The sequence below is a fragment of the Streptomyces sp. NPDC060049 genome, assembly GCF_042736715.1.
Lineage (GTDB): Bacteria > Actinomycetota > Actinomycetes > Streptomycetales > Streptomycetaceae > Streptomyces.
The window spans coordinates 86,735-102,155 of sequence record NZ_JBHWVV010000014.1 but is presented as its reverse complement, the minus strand read 5'-3'; the positions used below and the strand labels follow the sequence as shown (position 1 = coordinate 102,155).

Annotated in this window: 17 protein-coding genes; 8 read left to right on the top strand and 9 right to left on the bottom strand. The window is 71.8% G+C overall.

Annotated elements, in window-relative coordinates; genetic code table 11:
* Positions 1-346: 346 nt before the first annotated feature.
* The 3 genes from ACFWBY_RS25380 to ACFWBY_RS25370 are packed head-to-tail and all read right to left on the bottom strand — an operon-like array spanning position 347 to position 1,889.
* Positions 347-805, bottom strand: coding sequence for an SseB family protein (locus ACFWBY_RS25380; RefSeq protein WP_385337551.1), 459 nt, complete (start codon positions 803-805; stop codon positions 347-349).
* A 48-nt stretch (positions 806-853) separates the two neighbouring features.
* On the bottom strand, positions 854-1,048 hold the full coding sequence (locus tag ACFWBY_RS25375; RefSeq protein WP_385409712.1) for a DUF397 domain-containing protein: 195 nt from the start codon (positions 1,046-1,048) through the stop codon (positions 854-856).
* On the bottom strand, positions 966-1,889 hold the full coding sequence (locus tag ACFWBY_RS25370; protein ID WP_385337556.1) for a helix-turn-helix domain-containing protein: 924 nt from the start codon (positions 1,887-1,889) through the stop codon (positions 966-968). The genes ACFWBY_RS25375 and ACFWBY_RS25370 overlap by 83 nt, the downstream gene beginning before the upstream one ends.
* A 116-nt stretch (positions 1,890-2,005) precedes the next feature.
* On the opposite strand from ACFWBY_RS25370, the gene ACFWBY_RS25365 reads away from it, so the two are divergent.
* The 5 genes from ACFWBY_RS25365 to ACFWBY_RS25345 all read left to right on the top strand — a co-directional run bounded on the left by ACFWBY_RS25365 (position 2,006) and on the right by ACFWBY_RS25345 (position 6,822).
* A complete protein-coding gene (locus ACFWBY_RS25365; RefSeq protein ID WP_385337559.1) occupies positions 2,006-2,215 on the top strand; it encodes a hypothetical protein in 210 nt (69 codons plus the stop codon).
* Positions 2,212-2,592 (top strand): ATP-binding protein, encoded by a 381-nt coding sequence (locus ACFWBY_RS25360; RefSeq protein ID WP_385337561.1) that lies wholly within the window; start codon positions 2,212-2,214, stop codon positions 2,590-2,592. The genes ACFWBY_RS25365 and ACFWBY_RS25360 overlap by 4 nt, the downstream gene beginning before the upstream one ends.
* 94 nt (positions 2,593-2,686) lie before the next feature.
* Entirely contained in the window at positions 2,687-4,513 is a 1,827-nt protein-coding gene (locus tag ACFWBY_RS25355; RefSeq protein WP_385337654.1) for an acyl-CoA dehydrogenase, read from the top strand.
* A 170-nt stretch (positions 4,514-4,683) separates the two neighbouring features.
* Positions 4,684-5,427: a hypothetical protein gene (locus ACFWBY_RS25350; RefSeq protein WP_385337564.1), complete on the top strand. Its 744-nt coding sequence runs from the start codon at positions 4,684-4,686 to the stop codon at positions 5,425-5,427.
* A 99-nt stretch (positions 5,428-5,526) separates the two neighbouring features.
* Complete coding sequence (locus ACFWBY_RS25345) at positions 5,527-6,822, top strand: M18 family aminopeptidase (protein ID WP_385337657.1); 1,296 nt, start codon at positions 5,527-5,529, stop codon at positions 6,820-6,822.
* A 27-nt stretch (positions 6,823-6,849) separates the two neighbouring features.
* On the opposite strand, the gene ACFWBY_RS25340 is transcribed toward ACFWBY_RS25345, so the two are convergent.
* Positions 6,850-8,670, bottom strand: a complete 1,821-nt coding sequence (locus tag ACFWBY_RS25340; protein ID WP_385337567.1) for an NHL domain-containing thioredoxin family protein — start codon at positions 8,668-8,670, stop codon at positions 6,850-6,852.
* A gap of 239 nt (positions 8,671-8,909) precedes the next feature.
* Positions 8,910-9,689: a LysR substrate-binding domain-containing protein gene (locus ACFWBY_RS25335; RefSeq protein WP_385337570.1), complete on the bottom strand. Its 780-nt coding sequence runs from the start codon at positions 9,687-9,689 to the stop codon at positions 8,910-8,912.
* A 36-nt stretch (positions 9,690-9,725) separates the two neighbouring features.
* On the opposite strand from ACFWBY_RS25335, the gene ACFWBY_RS25330 reads away from it, so the two are divergent.
* Positions 9,726-10,124, top strand: a complete 399-nt coding sequence (locus tag ACFWBY_RS25330) for a hypothetical protein (RefSeq protein WP_385337573.1) — start codon at positions 9,726-9,728, stop codon at positions 10,122-10,124.
* Positions 10,125-10,127: 3 nt separating this feature from the next.
* On the opposite strand, the gene ACFWBY_RS25325 is transcribed toward ACFWBY_RS25330, so the two are convergent.
* Complete coding sequence (locus ACFWBY_RS25325) at positions 10,128-10,934, bottom strand: hypothetical protein (RefSeq protein ID WP_385337575.1); 807 nt, start codon at positions 10,932-10,934, stop codon at positions 10,128-10,130.
* Positions 10,935-10,966: 32 nt separating this feature from the next.
* Here ACFWBY_RS25325 and ACFWBY_RS25320 point away from each other — a divergent pair, with 32 nt between their 5' ends.
* The gene (locus ACFWBY_RS25320; protein WP_385337578.1) at positions 10,967-11,470 is read left to right on the top strand and encodes an LURP-one-related/scramblase family protein; all 504 of its coding nucleotides are present in this window, start codon (positions 10,967-10,969) and stop codon (positions 11,468-11,470) included.
* Between the two features lie 53 nt (positions 11,471-11,523).
* Here ACFWBY_RS25320 and ACFWBY_RS25315 read toward each other — a convergent pair whose 3' ends face one another.
* Positions 11,524-12,303: a carbon-nitrogen family hydrolase gene (locus ACFWBY_RS25315; RefSeq protein ID WP_385337581.1), complete on the bottom strand. Its 780-nt coding sequence runs from the start codon at positions 12,301-12,303 to the stop codon at positions 11,524-11,526.
* A 155-nt stretch (positions 12,304-12,458) separates the two neighbouring features.
* Between ACFWBY_RS25315 and ACFWBY_RS25310 the strand changes: the two genes are divergently transcribed.
* Complete coding sequence (locus tag ACFWBY_RS25310; protein WP_385337584.1) at positions 12,459-13,289, top strand: maleylpyruvate isomerase family mycothiol-dependent enzyme; 831 nt, start codon at positions 12,459-12,461, stop codon at positions 13,287-13,289.
* Between the two features lie 81 nt (positions 13,290-13,370).
* Here ACFWBY_RS25310 and ACFWBY_RS25305 read toward each other — a convergent pair whose 3' ends face one another.
* Positions 13,371-14,774: a nitrate/nitrite transporter gene (locus tag ACFWBY_RS25305; protein ID WP_385337587.1), complete on the bottom strand. Its 1,404-nt coding sequence runs from the start codon at positions 14,772-14,774 to the stop codon at positions 13,371-13,373.
* Complete coding sequence (locus ACFWBY_RS25300) at positions 14,771-15,421, bottom strand: GntR family transcriptional regulator (RefSeq protein WP_385337590.1); 651 nt, start codon at positions 15,419-15,421, stop codon at positions 14,771-14,773. The genes ACFWBY_RS25305 and ACFWBY_RS25300 overlap by 4 nt, the downstream gene beginning before the upstream one ends.

Sequence of the window (15,421 nt, the reverse complement as noted above, 5' to 3'; positions counted from 1 at the left end):
CGCCCCGCCCGACAGGCCCCGCGATCCTTTCGGGCAGGCCCGAAAGGATCACCCGGCCACCGCCGCACGGCAGGCCCACACCCGGACCGGCCACCGAACAGGGGACCCCCCTGCCGTCCCGCTCCGGAGAGATCGGCCCGCCCGCGGCGCCCGCCTGGAAGGAACGCCGGATCCGCGGCCGGCGCGGAAGCGGGCAAGGCTCGTACGCGGCCTAGAGCGCGGAGTCGGGACAGCGCCGGGCTCGCGGCGCCGTCAGGGCGCGGAGTCGGGACAGCGCCGGGCTCGCGGCGCCGTCAGGGCGCGGCAGGTCGCACGGGGCCGCCGGGCCCGGCCGTACGGCGACCCGTCAGCCGTACATGCGGCGCATGGCGAAGTCGACCATCTGCTCGACGGCCTTCGCGTCGAACACCATCCGGTGGTCGCCCTCCATGTCGAGGACGAAGCCGTAACCGGTGGGCAGCAGGTCGATCACCTCGGCGCCGGTGATCACGAAGTACTTGGACTCCTTGCCGGCGTACCGGCGCAGCTCCTTGAGCGTGGTGAACATCGGGATGACCGGCTGCTGCGTGTTGTGCAGCGCCAGGAAACCGGGGGTGTCACCGCGCGGGCAGTACACCTTCGAGCCGGCGAAGATCTGCTGGAAGTCCTCGGCCGACAGCGACCCGGTCGTGAAGGCGCGCACCGCGTCCGCGAGGGACGGCGGCGAGGGCTCGGGGTACAGCGGCTGCTGCGGCTGCGCATAGCCCTGCTGGGGCTGCCCGTACTGCTGCTGCCCCGCGCTCACGTTCTGGTCATAGCCGTACATGGGCCGAAGCCTACCGAGACGGCCGACCGCCGGGGCGTCGAGTTCCGGTCAGTGGACCTTCAGCCCGTCGACGAAGCCCGCCCATGCGGTGGCGGAGAGTACGAGGACGGGCCCGTCCTGGACCTTGGAATCCCGGACGGGGACGAGGCCGGGGATGCCGTCAGCGACCTCGACGCAGAGCCCCTCCGTGGCGGTGGTGTAGCTGCTCGTGCGCCAGCTGGCGGCGCTCAAGTCGTCGTGCATGGTTGCCATTTGCGAAATCCTCTGCAGCGTCTTCGATCATCTTCAGGGATGTCTTGGGCGGCAGCGCCGCCGCCCTGAGGCGGTTGTACGCCTGCTGGTACTGCTCCACGATGCCCGGATCGTCGATGAGCTGGCCGCTGTACATGCCCTCGGTGTACATGACCGGCGGGGCATCGCCGAACGCCATGAGCAAGGTCGATCCCATCATGAAGGGGTGCGCCCCGGCGTTCCACGGAAGGATCTGTGGAACGTAGTGACGGCGCCGCGCGACGGCGGCGATGTGCTCCAGCTGTTCCGCCATGGCCTGGTCCGGGACGATCGGATCCCGAAGGATCGACTCGTGCAGGACGACCCACGACGCCGGCCCCTCAGGCTCCTCGAACACCCAGCTGCGGCTGCGCCGCAGGGCGACCTTCCTCGCGATCTCCGACTCGTCGTCCGTTGGGTTGAAGGTGAGGATGAGTTCCCGGATGTACGGCTCCAGTTGGAGAGGGCCAGGGAGGAGCATGGGGCTCCACTCCTCAATGCCCCGCGCTCGCGCCTCCATCTCGAAGGCGTCCTGGAAGTACGGCGCGAACAGGCTCTTCCGCGCCTTGCGCACGTCCTCGCAGCATCGCGCGAAGAACCCATCCGTCCGCAGCACCCGGTCCACGTGCTGCGCCAGATCCGTCGGCATGGTCCGCTGGCCCCGCTCGATCTCGCTGAGATAGCTGGCGCCGTAGAAGCTGCCCGCCACGGTCTGCTGGAGCGTGAGCCCCGCCGTCTCGCGCCGCCAGCGCAACTCCTTGCCGTAGAACGCCGACACGTTCGCCGAGCCATCCAGGTCCTTGCTCGCAGCCACCGACCCCCACTTTCCACACTTCGTGCTGTGGACTCGAAACCCTTCCCACGCTACGCCGAGCCACGCCAGCCTGTGAGGAGTTCGTCACACACAGTCCGCACTGCGAAAGGCCCGCCATGAGCGACCACCCCCACGACCACGAGGCCACCACCGCCCTGGACAACCTCCGAGCCGCACTCGCAGGACACGGGATCACCCTTCCCTCCCTCGACCTCCACCTCCTCTCCTACGCCGGGCGTTACGACTCCCCGCCCCTCATCGCCCTCGGCAACTGCAACCCCGCCACCGCGCAGCGACTGGCCGCCGCCCTGGCCGGGGAGCGGTGAACGCGCTCACCATCCGGCTGCTCGCCGCGCCCGCGGCCGTGCCGCTGCTCCGGCACGCCGTGCGCGAGCACCTGGGGGAGGCCCCCGACGCGGAGCTGTGCGTCAGCGAGCTGCTGACCAACGTGATCGCCCACCTGGGAGAAGGCACGCCCGTGACGCTGCGGATCACCGGAAGGGCAGCCCGTACGCGGGTCGAGCTCACCGACCCCGACCCGCTTGCGTGGCCCGAACCCCGGCAGGCGGCCGACGCCGAGGAGTCCGGCCGGGGCCTCGCCTTGCTGGCGGCCGTCGCGCTGCGCTGGGGGGTGCGCCGGGAGGGGGCGGGAAAGACCGTCTGGTGCGAGCTTCCGAGAGAGTCGTCACACTCCCGGCACTAGGGGTTGCGCCTTATTACCGACGGGTAGCACCATTACGTTACCGATTGGTATGCACGAGGAACCACTCTCACCGAGCCTTAACGGAGCCGTCGCCATGGGGCACTACAAGTCGAATCTCCGCGACATCGAGTTCAACCTCTTCGAGGTGCTCGGGCGCGACAAGCTGTACGGCACCGGACCGTTCGGTGAGATGGACACCGAGACCGCCAAGACGATCCTCAGCGAGATCGCCAAGCTCTCCGAGAACGAGCTGGCCGCCTCCTTCGAGGACGCCGACCGCAACCCGCCGGTCTTCGACCCCACCACGAACACCGCGCCCGTCCCGGCGTCCTTCAAGAAGAGCTACAAGGCCTTCATGGACTCCGAGTACTGGCGCCTGGGCCTGCCCGAGGAGATCGGCGGCACCACCTCGCCCCGCTCCCTGATCTGGGCCTTCGCGGAGACGATCCTGGGCGCGAACCCGGCCGTCTGGATGTACTCCTCCGGCCCCGCGTTCGCCGGCGTCCTCTTCGAAGAGGGCAACGAGGTACAGAAGAAGATCGCCGCGCTCGCCGTCGAGAAGCGCTGGGGCTCCACCATGGTCCTCACCGAGCCGGACGCCGGCTCGGACGTCGGCGCCGGCCGCACCAAGGCGGTCCAGCAGGCCGACGGCTCCTGGCACATCGAGGGCGTGAAGCGCTTCATCACCTCGGGTGAGCACGACATGGAGGAGAACATCCTCCACTACGTCCTCGCGCGCCCCGAGGGCCACGGCCCGGGCACCAAGGGCCTGTCCCTCTTCCTCGTGCCGAAGTTCCACTTCGACTGGGAGACCGGCGAGCTGGGCGAGCGCAACGGCGTCTACGCGACGAACGTCGAGCACAAGATGGGCCTCAAGGCCTCCAACACGTGCGAGATGACCTTCGGCGACCAGCACCCCGCCAAGGGCTGGCTGATCGGTGACAAGCACGACGGCATCCGCCAGATGTTCATGATCATCGAGTTCGCCCGCATGATGGTCGGCACGAAGGCCATCGCGACGCTCTCCACCGGCTACCTCAACGCGCTGGAGTACGCCAAGGAGCGCGTGCAGGGCCCGGACCTGGCGAACTTCATGGACAAGACGGCCCCCAAGGTCACCATCACGCACCACCCCGACGTGCGGCGCTCGCTCATGACGCAGAAGGCGTACGCCGAGGGCATGCGCGCCCTCGTCCTGTACACCGCCTCCATCCAGGACGAGATCCAGGTCAAGCAGGCCGCGGGCGAGGACGCCTCCTCCCTCGTGGGCCTCAACGACCTGCTCCTGCCGATCGTGAAGGGCTACGGCTCGGAGAAGTCGTACGAGCAGCTCGCGCAGTCCCTGCAGACCTTCGGCGGTTCCGGTTACCTGCAGGAATACCCGATCGAGCAGTACATCCGCGACGCCAAGATCGACACCCTCTACGAGGGCACCACGGCCATCCAGGGCCAGGACTTCTTCTTCCGGAAGATCGTCCGCGACCAGGGTGCTTCGCTGAACGTCCTCTCCGAGACGATCAAGAAGTTCCTGGCCGAGGCCGTCGGCGGCGAGGACCTCGCCCCGGCCCGCGACGCGCTCGCCAAGGCCGCCGTCGACCTGGAGGCCATCGTCGGCCAGATGATCGTCGACCTCACCGCCACCGGCGAGGACGTCAAGAACATCTACAAGGTCGGCCAGAACACCACGCGCCTGCTGATGGCCTCCGGTGACGTGGTCGTCGGCTACCTGCTCCTCAAGGGCGCGGCCGTGGCCGCCGAGAAGCTGCCGACCGCCTCCGCCAAGGACGCGCCGTTCTACACCGGCAAGATCGCGGCGGCGAAGTTCTTCGCCTCCCAGGTCCTGCCCGGCGTCTCGGTCGCCCGCGCGCTCGCCGAGACCGTCGACAACACCCTGATGGAGCTCGACGAGGCCGCCTTCTAAGCCTTCTCCATCCCACAGCTGTACGCGGTGTACGTACGCGCAGACGGCCGGGTCCTCCCGCACGGGGGCCCGGCCGTCGGCGTGCGCGCGGCAGCACCCGCGGGGCCCCCGGAGCGGCTGTGGTCTGCGGGGTTCCCGGGTTGTCGGTGCTTCGTGGGACGCTCGTGGGTATGAGTCCACAGGAGCAGCAGCGCGGCAGCAGGGGGTACTCCGTCCCGACCGGGCGGCCGTACGCCCTCAAGGAGCTGCAGTCCGCCGTGGGCAGCCTCGGCGACCACCTCAAAGAGCTCTACGACGGGTCCCACCCCACCGAGTACGAGTCCGTCGCCGACGCCCTGTACACCGCCTTCCAGACCGCCGCCGGCCTCGCGCCCGCCAAGAGCTACACCGGCTGTCCGGAGCACCCCAACGGCGCCCTCGACCCCGAGGCACCCGAAGGCTGGGGCCGCTGCCTGATCTGCAACGACCGCCGGCGCCTGGGACTGCGCGCCCAGGGCGCCCGCGCGGCCTCCGCCGCCCCGCCCGCCGCCGGGGAGCAGCGCCGGCTCGGATACCCCGTGCCCGACCCCCCGTACACCCTCCAGGCGCTGCGCGAGCGGCTGCGTACGGTCGAGGACCGGCGCTTCCACCTGAGCCTGTCCTCGCCCCCCGAGGAGTTCGTGCGGATGGCCGACGACCTGCACCGCGCCTTCATCGTGGCCCGCGAGCTGTCTCGGCCGCGCAACGCCTCCGGCTGCTCCGAGCACCCCGGGGCCCCCATCGACCCCGACGCCCCGCCGGGCGAGGCCTGTATCTTCTGCGCCGGACGCAAAAGACGCGCACAGCGCTCCGCGCAGACCCCGGAGATGCTCCCGCGCATCCGCCGGGGCGAGCGCAGACAGCTGCAGCGACGCTTCGAGCGCCCGCCGGGCTGAGGAGCTCCGGGGCCCGGGCCACAGCCCTCGCGGTCCCTTCCCTCGGCCATCCGCCACAGTCCGGCCATGACGAACACGACCGTCGTTAAGGTGAACCACATGAGCTCTCCCGCCGCCCGCTTCGACCGCGGCCACACCGACGACCTGATGACCTTCCTGACGGCGAGTCCGTCGCAGTACCACGCCGTGGCCAACGCGGCCGAGCGGCTGGAGAAGGCCGGATTCAGGCAGTTGGCCGAAACGGACGCCTGGGACGCGAGCACGGGGGGCAAGTTCGTACTCCGGGGCGGCGCGATCATCGCCTGGTACGTGCCCGAAGGCGCGGCCGCGCACACCCCGTTCCGGATCGTCGGCGCGCACACCGACTCCCCCAACCTCCGGGTCAAGCCGCTGCCCGACACCGGCTCGCAGGGCTGGCGGCAGATCGCCGTGGAGATCTACGGCGGCACCCTGCTCAACACCTGGCTCGACCGCGACCTGGGCCTGGCCGGGCGGTTGACCCTGCACGACGGCTCCGAGCGGCTCGTCAACATCGACCGCGCGCTGATGCGCGTACCCCAACTCGCCGTGCACCTGGACCGGTCGGTGAACACCGACGGGCTCAAGCTCGACAAGCAGCGGCACATGCAGCCGATCTGGGGCCTGGGCGAGGTCCACGAAGGCGACCTGATCGCCTTCCTGGAGGACGAGGAAGGGCTCGAACGCGGCTCCGTCGCCGGCTGGGACCTGATGGTCCATTCGATCGAGCCGCCGGCCTACCTGGGCCGCGACCGCGAGCTGCTGGCCGGCCCGCGCATGGACAACCTGCTGTCCGTGCACGCGGGCGTCGTCGCGCTCGCGGCGGCCTCCGCCGCCGGCAAGCTCGACCACATCCCCGTCCTGGCCGCCTTCGACCACGAGGAGAACGGCTCCCAGTCGGACACCGGCGCGGACGGGCCGCTGCTGGGCAACGTGCTGGAACGTTCTGTCTTCTCGCGGGGCGGCTCCTACGAAGACCGCGCGCGGGCCTTCGCGGGCGCCATCTGCCTCTCCTCGGACACCGGCCACGCCGTGCACCCCAACTACGCGGAGCGCCACGACCCCTCGCACCACCCGCGCGCCAACGGCGGCCCCATCCTCAAGGTCAACGTCAACCAGCGGTACGCGACGGACGGCAGCGGGCGCGCGGTCTTCGTGAACGCCTGCGAGCGGGCCGGCGTGCCGTGGCAGACCTTCGTCTCCAACAACTCGATGCCGTGCGGCACGACGATCGGCCCGATCACCGCCGCCCGCCACGGCATCCAGACCGTCGACATCGGCGTGGCCATCCTGTCGATGCACAGCGCCCGCGAACTGTGCGGCGCGGACGACCCGTACCTCCTGGCCAACACGATGGTCGCGTTCCTGGAGAGCTGACGCTCCCCGCTCCCGACGGTCCGCTCCCTACGACGCGTCGAGGCCCGCCAGGACGAGGGGGAGCCGGACGGCACCCTGCGGGGTGACCCGCACCGGCACCCCCCAGTCCTGCTGGTGGACGTGGCAGGCGGGGTACTCGTTCTCCGGGTCGTCGTCGCAGGAGGCGGCCATCGCGGAGACGTGCAGGACGCCCTCGGTGACCTCCGGGTTCAGCGCGAGCTCCCGGAAGAGGTCGGTCCCCGCCCCGTCCCCGGCCGCCAGCAGTTCGGGCGGCGTCGAGGAGACCAGCAGGCGGGTGGAGGGCCCGTAGCGGGTGTCCAGCTTCTGGCCGGACGGCGCCTGGAAGACGACGTCCAGGCGGAGCGTGCCGGGGGCCACCTCCGTCGCGGCCCGCTGCGTGCGGTGGGCGACCGCGTCGACGCGGACGGCCTCCTCGGGGAGGCGCAGCCGGGTCAGCCGGTGGCGGGCGGACTCGACGACCACGATGTCCTCGCCGACGAGAACGGCGTCGCTGGGCTCGCGCAGGTCGGTGGCGAGCGTGGTGACCTGCCCGGTCGCGGGGTCGTAGCGCCTCAGGGCGTGGTTGTAGGTGTCGCACACCGCGACCGAGCCGTCGGGCAGGGCGGTGACGCCGAGCGGGTGCTGGAGCAGCGCCTGGGCGGCGTCCCCGTCGCGGTGCCCGAAGTCGAACAGCCCCGTCCCGACGGCCGTGGTGATCGCGTAGCCGTCGTCGGTGGGGTGGACGTACCGCAGGGAGCTGGTCTCGGAGTCGGCGACCCACAGCCGGTCCCCGGCGGCCGCGAGCCCGGACGGCTGGGCGAACCAGGCCTCGGCGGCAGGCCCGTCGTGCAGCCCTTCGTTGGTGGTCCCCGCGGCGACGGCGACGGTGCCGCTCTGCGGATCCCAGGTCCACAGCTGGTGGACGCCCGCCATGGCGATCCACACCCGGTCCCGCCACCACGCCACGTCCCACGGCGAGGACAGGTCGACTTCCAGGGCCGGCCCGGAGGTGGGCGAACCCTGCCACCACTGGCGGCCCGTCCCGGCCACGGTCTCGACGGCGCCCGTGACGGGATCGAAGCGGCGCAGCGCGTGGTTCACGGTGTCGGCGACGATCACCGAGCCGTCGGGCAGCAGCGTCAGCCCCTGCGGCTCGCTGAAGCCCTCGGCGGTGAATCCGCGCTCCCCGCTGCCGACGCGCCGTACGACGCCCTCCCCGTCGGCGGCCAGCTCCACCAGCTGGTGGCGCGTCGAATCGGAGACGAGGAAGTTCCCGGACGGGAGCACCAGCGCCTTCCCGGGGAACCGCAGCGCACCCGCCACCGGCTCGGGAGCGACGTACGGGCCGTCACCGCGCCGCAGGGTCCCCTTGGCCTCGTGCTCGGCCTCCAACTCCTCGACGAGCCGCGCGATGGCGTGCGCGTGCCCCTCGCCGGCGTGCTGCGCGACGACGTACCCCTCGGGGTCGATCACCACGAGCGTGGGCCAAGCGCGGACGGCGTACTGCTTCCAGGTCGCGAGCTCGGGGTCGTCGAGCACGGGGTGGTGCACCCCGTACCGCTCGACGGCGTCGACGACGGCGGCGTGCTCGGCCTCGTGCACGAACTTCGGCGAGTGCACACCGATGATCACAACGGTGTCGCGGTGCTTCTCCTCCAGCTCGCGCAGCTCGTCGAGGACGTGCAGGCAGTTCACACAGCAAAAGGTCCAAAAGTCGAGGATGACGATCCGTCCTCGCAGGTCAGCGAGGGTGTAGGACGTGTCCCCGGTATTGAGCCAGCCGCCCTTGCCGATCAGCTCGGGGGCACGGACTCGGGCGCGACGGGGTGCGGGCGCGGCAGAATTCATGCGTCCAGGGTGCCACCTCCGCACACGGGCACCCGTCCGGGTGACGATGCCGGCCGGACCCCCGCGGGACGCTGGGTGCAGGCAGCGAAGGAGGCGTCCGGCATGACCACCGCGCACGACTACACGCTGTTCGCCGGGCCCCGGCGGCTCGGGTACACCGAAGTGGACGGGCCGCATGCCTTCGGGACCCCGGTGCACCTCCCGGCTCCGGTCGGCCTCGACATCGACACCAGCGGGCTCTACTCGGTCAGGGCCCGTGTCAGGGCGGGTGCGTACGGGTGGGGGCGGCGGCGGGGGGTCAGGACGCCGATGTGGCGGGCGGGGCGCGGCGGGTCGACGCGGACGACGGTGACGTCCGCGGTTCCGGCCGGCGGCAGGGAGACCTGCGGGATCAGCGCGACGCCGACGCCCGCCGCGACGAGGGACCCCGCGAAGAAGTAGTCCGTGGTGGACGCCGCCACCCGGAGGTCGAAACCGGCCCGCTCCGCGTACCGGCGCAGGTACGCCTCCGTCTTGAGGCAGCCCAGCACCCACCGGTCGGAGGCGAGTTCGGCGAGCGCGGCCGACTCGCGGCCCGCGAGCCGGTGGCCGGGCGGCAGGACCAGTGACAGCGGATCGTCCAGCAGCGGCAGCCAGTCGAGCGCCTCCTGCGGCCGCAGTGGCAGCGGCCCGTCGAAGTGGTAGGTCAGCGCGAGGTCGGCAGCACCGGCGCGCACCATCGGCACGGCCTCCTCCGGCTCCGCCTCCAGGACCGTCAGCTCCACCTCCGGATGCGCGGCGACGAACCGTGCGAGTGCGCGCGGCAGCAGCCTCCGGCCCCCGCTCACGAAGGTGGCGACCGTCAGACGGGGCCGCTCGGCGGTGATCCGGTCGATCTCGTGGCGGACGTGGTCGAGCTCGGCGGATATCGTCTCCGCCGCCTCCACCAGCAGCCGCCCCGGCTCGGTGAGGGTGATTCCGCGCGTGCTGCGCACGTGCTCGGCGGCGGGCGGGCTGAGTTCACCGGCCGCCTCGCGCACTACGTGGAGCGGATCGGCGCCGGGACCGCGGTGCGCGTGCACGAAGCGCCGTACCCGACCTCCTTCGTCCACCACCACGAGATCGCCCGGTTCCTCCACTGGGCCGGGGAGCGGGACTTCACGGGGCCGGTGAACGCGGCCTCGGACGGGCAGCTCGACGTCCTCGGCCTGTGCGGGGCCGTCGCGGAGGAGCTCGGGCGACGCGGGCGACGCGGGCGACGCGGGCCGCTCGGGGATGACGGCGCGGCCGGGCAGGGGCCCCGCTACCGGGTCGTCGGCCCCGGGGAGCCCGCCTCGCCGTTCTCCTTCGACCGCGCGTACGCGATGGACAACGACCGGGCCCGCGCCCTCGGCTTCGCGTTCGGCCGGCTCGCGGACTGGCTCCCGGACGCCGTCGCGGAGACCGCGGGCGCGCTCCGGTCACAGCACCGGTAGGGCCTAGGCGGCCGCCCCGAAGGAGTGCAGGGAGCGGATCAGCGCGGTCACGAAGGCTTCGCGGGTCTCGGGCGGGAGGAGGTCCAGGGAGAGGTACGGGTTCAGATCCTCCAGTTCGACCAGCAGGAGCTCGCCCGAGGGAGCCCGGCAGGCGTCCACGCGCTGGATGCCGTGGTCGAGGGTGTTCCAGGCGACGAAGCCCCGGGCGAAGGCCAGGTCCCCAGGAGTGGGTTCGTAGGGGACGAGTTCCCAGCGGCGGCCCGGGTCCGGGGCGTAGAGGGCGTACTGGAAGGCGTCGTCGACGAAGTAGAAGGACACCTCGTACGCGAAGTCCACGCGCGGCTGGATCAGGAACTCCCCCGGCGCGCAGTCCGGCCGCGGGGCGAAGGCGAGGCCTATCGAGTCCGCGCCCTGCTTGGGCTTCACCGCGTAGGAGGGCGAGGACGGCAGGAGGGCCAGGTCCTTCGGGTCGTCGATGGTGGGGATGACCGGGTGTCCGGCCGCCGTCAGGTCGAGCAGGTACTGCTTGCCCGCCATGTCGCCGCGGCCCGTGAGCGGGTTGTAGACGCGGGTGCCCGAGGCGAGGGCCGCCGCGCGGAAGGCGTCGTACGCCTCCTGGTAGTGCAGGACCGGGCCGCTGTTGCGGACGACGACCGTGTCGAAGGCCGGCATCAGGCGTTCCGCGTCCAGCGGGTGGCACAGGGCGAGGTCGAAGTGCTCGCGCAGGCGCGAGGTGAGGAATATGTCCTCGTCGCAGTAGCGGCGGCCACGCGCCGGATAGGCCAGGTCTGTGACGTAGAGCAGAGGCATGCCCGCAACCTATCGCGGGCAGCGATGACGGCATGAAATACCTGGTTCGGGACAAACTGCTGGCCGTCGGGGACGACTACTGGATCGAGGACGAGGACGGGCGGCACGCCTTCCTCGTCGACGGCAAGGCCCTGCGCTTCCGGGACACCCTGGAGCTCAAGGACCCCGACGGCCGGATCCTGATCACGCTGCGGGAGAGACTGTTCGCCCTGCGCGACGCGATGACGCTGGAGCGCGACGACCGGCGGCTCGCGGTCATCCGCAAGAAGCGGTTCTCCCTGCTGCGCAACCACTACCTCGTCACGCTGAACGAGGGCACCGAGCTCGACGTCAGCGGCCGGATCCTGGACCGGGAGTTCAAGGTCGAGTACGACGGGGAGCTCCTCGGCCTGATCTCGCGCCAGTGGTACCGGGTCCGCGAGACGTACGCCGTCGACGTGGTCCGCGAGGATGCGGACGCCTCGCTGCTGGTCGCGGTCGCCGTGTGCGTGATCCGGATGGCGGAGAAGGAGCGGGAGGGGGGCGGGGACGACTGAGGCCCCTTCGTCCTTCGCCCCGCGGCGCCTTCGCGCGCGTCGCCCCCGCCGGGTCAGCGGCCCAGGCGGCGGTCCTTCAGGGCCGGGAACTGCTCGCGCGTCCCGGCGACCTTCGCCGGGTCCAGTTCCACCGTCAGCACGTCCTCCCCCGGGCCCGCCTCCGCCAGGACCTCGCCCCACGGGTCGACGACCAGGCTGTGTCCGGCCTGCTCGACGCCCGCGTGCGTGCCGGACAGCCCGCACGCGAGGACGTACGACTGGTCCTCCACGGCCCGCGCGCGGTTCAGGAGCGTCCAGTGGGAGCGGCGGCGGGCCGGCCAGCCCGCGGCCACCACCATCGTCGTCGCCCCGGCGTCGACCAGGCCGCGGAACAGTTCCGGGAAGCGCAGGTCGTAGCAGGTGGCGAGGCCGAGCGTCTGCTCCGGCAGGGCGACGGTGGTCAGGGAGTCGCCCGCGGACATCAGGACGGCCTCGCCCTGATCGAAGCCGAAGCGGTGGATCTTGCGGTAGGTGGCCGCGAGCTCGCCCGTCGGGGAGAGGACGAGCGCGGTGTTGTAGAGCGAGCCGTCACCCGCTCGCTCCACGAAGGATCCGGCGTGCAGCCAGACCTGCGCGTCGCGGGCGGCCTTGGACATGGCCTCGTAGGTCGGGCCGTCCAGCGGCTCCGCCTCCGTCTCGAACTGCTCGTAGGCGAAGGCCCCGACGGTCCACAGCTCGGGGAGGACGACGAGATCGGAGGCGGACTGTTCGCGTACGAGGCCGGCGGCGCGGGAGCGGCGGGAACCCACCGACTCCCCCTCGTTCACTGCGATTTGGATCAGGGAAGCGCGCACAGTACCACCGTCCTGGCATTCAAGCCGTCAACTCGGGCCTACGATCGTCACACGAAAGCACTGCCGGGGTGCTCTTCGGCAGCGTAGTTTTGAAGCCATTGCACAAGCTTCCAGAACGCGCCAACGCGCCAATGAACAGCACGCGAGGGGTCCCGTTGACCGTCCATCCGCATCCCAGCCTTCAGCCCTATGCCGACGCGTGGACCCACTCCATCGAGGCGATATCCGAGCTGGTCCTTCCGCTGACGGAGGGCGAGTGGAACAGGGCGACGCCCTGCCCCAACTGGTCCGTGCGTGATGTCGTGTCACACATCATCGGCATCGAATGCGAGCAGCTCGGCGACCCGCGGCCGATCCACACCCTGCCCAGGGACCTGCGGCACGTGGTCGACGAGTTCTCCCGGTACATGGAGGTGCAGGTCGACGTACGGCGCCACCACACCGCGCCGGAGATGACCTCGGAGCTGGAGTACACGATCATCCGCCGCTCGCGCCAGCTGCGCAACGAGAAGCGGGATCCGGACACCCTGATCCGCGGACCGCTGGGCGAGCCCGCCACGCTGGAGCACTCGTTGCGGCTGCGCGCCTTCGACGTGTGGGTCCACGAGCAGGACCTGCGGGCGGCGCTCGGGGCGCCGGGCAACTGGGACTCGCCGGGCGCCCACGTGGCGCGGGACGTCCTGCTGGCCGGGCTGCCGAAGGTCGTCGCGAAGAAGGCGGGCGCGCCCGCGAACTCCGCCGTCGTCATCGACGTGCACGGGACGCTGGAGTTCATGCGGACCGTACGGGTCGACACGGAGGGGCGGGGCACGATCGACAAGGCCCCGTCGCTGGGGCCGGCGGTGACGCTGACGCTGGACTGGGAGACGTACGTACGCCTCGCGGCCGGCCGGGTGCGGCCGCACGCCGTCGCCGACCGGGTGAAGGTGGAGGGCGACCAGGCGTTGGCGGACGCCATCCTGACCCACTTCTCCGTGACGCCGTAGGAGCCGCCGGCGGCCGGTGCACGGCCACCGGCCGCCCGTACGCCGGCCGGGGCCCGGCGGCCCCGGCCCGCCCGCCCGCGTTCAGCGGGCCGGCGGGGCCGCGGCCTGTGCGGGCACCGGCACCGGCAGCGGCGCCGGGACCGCCGGAGCGGGCGCCGACCGCTCGCGTTCGCGGGCCAGGGCCCGGCCGCGCAGGCGCAGGATCTGGGCGATGCCGACCAGTTCCAGGACGAAGACCGACGAGAACGCGACGCGGTAGTTGTCGCCCGTGGCGTCGAGCAGCAGGCCCACCACCAGCAGGGTCGTCATGGACGCGACGAAGCCGCCCATGTTGGTGATTCCGGAGGCCGTGCCCTGGCGTTCCGCCGGGTTGGCCGGACGGGCGAAGTCGAAGCCGATCATCGAGGCCGGGCCGCAGGTGCCGAGCACCAGGCACAGACAGACCAGCAGCCACATCGGCGCGTGGTCCCCCGGATAGGCCAGGACCGAGCCCCACAGCAGCGCGGTGACGGCGACGGTGCCGAGCGCGAGGGGGATCCGCGAGGACTGCCGCCGGCCCACGACCTGGCCGTAGACGAGGCCGAGCGCCATGTTCGAGGCGACGACCAGCGTCAGCAGCCCGCCCGCGGTGGTGCGCGGGAGCCCCTGCGCCTCGACGAGGAACGGCATGCCCCACAGCAGCAGGAACACCATCGCCGGGAACTGCGTGGTGAAGTGCACCCACAGGCCGAGCTTCGTGCCGGGCTCCCGCCAGGAGTCGGCGATCTGGCGCCGTACGAAACCCCCTGCCCCGGTGGCCGCCCGCGCGGGCTCGTGGCCCTCGGGGTGGTCGCGCAGGAACAGGACGAGGGGGACCAGGACGACCAGCCCCGCCACCGCGCTGCCCGCGAACGCCGGGACCCAGCCGACCCCGTGCAGGACGGGCGCCAGCACCAGGGTGGAGACCAGGTTGCCCGCCATCCCGATCAGGCCGGCCAGCTGCGCCATCAGCGGGCCCCGGCGGGCCGGGAACCAGCGCGTCCCGAGCCGCAGCACGGAGATGAAGGTCAGGGCGTCGCCACAGCCGAGCAGGGCGCGGGCCGCCAGGGCCATCCCGTAGGTGGGGGAGAGCGCGAAGCCGATCTGGCCGGCGGTGAAGAGCACCGCGCCGAGGGTGAGGACCTTCTTGGTGCCGAGCCGGTCCACCATCAGGCCGACGGGTATCTGCATGCCCGCGTAGACCAGCAGTTGCAGGAGGGAGAAGGTGGACAGGGCGGAGGCGTTCACGTGGAAGCGGTCGGCGGCCTCCAGGCCGGCGACGCCGAGGCTGGTGCGGAAGATGACCGCGACGAAGTAGACGGCGACGCCGATCGACCACACCAGGACCGCCTTGCGGCCGCCCGGCGGATCCTTGAAGACGGGCAGGACGGGAACGACCGGCACGGCGGGAGCGGCGTGGGGAGCGGGAGCGGCCGGAGCCGTCGGGCCGCCGGCCTCCGCGCTCATCGGGCGGACCCCCGCACCAGTTCCGCGATCCGGCCCACGTGCGCCCGTACGGCCGCCGCGGCCGTCTCGGCGTCGCCGGCGCGCAGCGCGTCGAGGATCTCCGTGTGCTCGGTCAGCGTCCGCTCCACCCGGTCGGGGTGCGCGTGCAGGACGGCGACGCCCATGCGCAGCTGGCGGTCGCGCAGCTGGTCGTAGAGGCGGCTCAGGATCTGGTTGCCGGCGCTGCGCACGATCTCCGCGTGGAAGGCCCTGTCCGCGGCCATCATCGCGGCGAGCTCGCCGGCGGCGCCGAGGCGGCGCTGTTCCCCGATGAGCTCCGCGAGCCGCTCCAGCAGGCCGGGCGGGGCGGGCACGGCCCTGCGGACGCTGAACTCCTCGACGAGCAGCCTGGTTTCGATCACGTCGGCGATCTCCTGGGCGGAGACGGGGAGGACGAGGGCGCCCTTCTTCGGGTACAGCTTCAGCAGCCCCTCGGTCTCCAGCCGCAGCAGCGCCTCGCGGACCGGCGTGCGGGACACGCCGACGGCGACGGCGAGCTCGCCTTCCGTCAGGAGGGTCCCGCCCTCGTAGCGGCGCTCCAGTACGCCCTGCTTGACGTGCTGGTAGACGCGTTCGGCGGCGGTCGGTGCGGAGGCGGCTGATGGCAT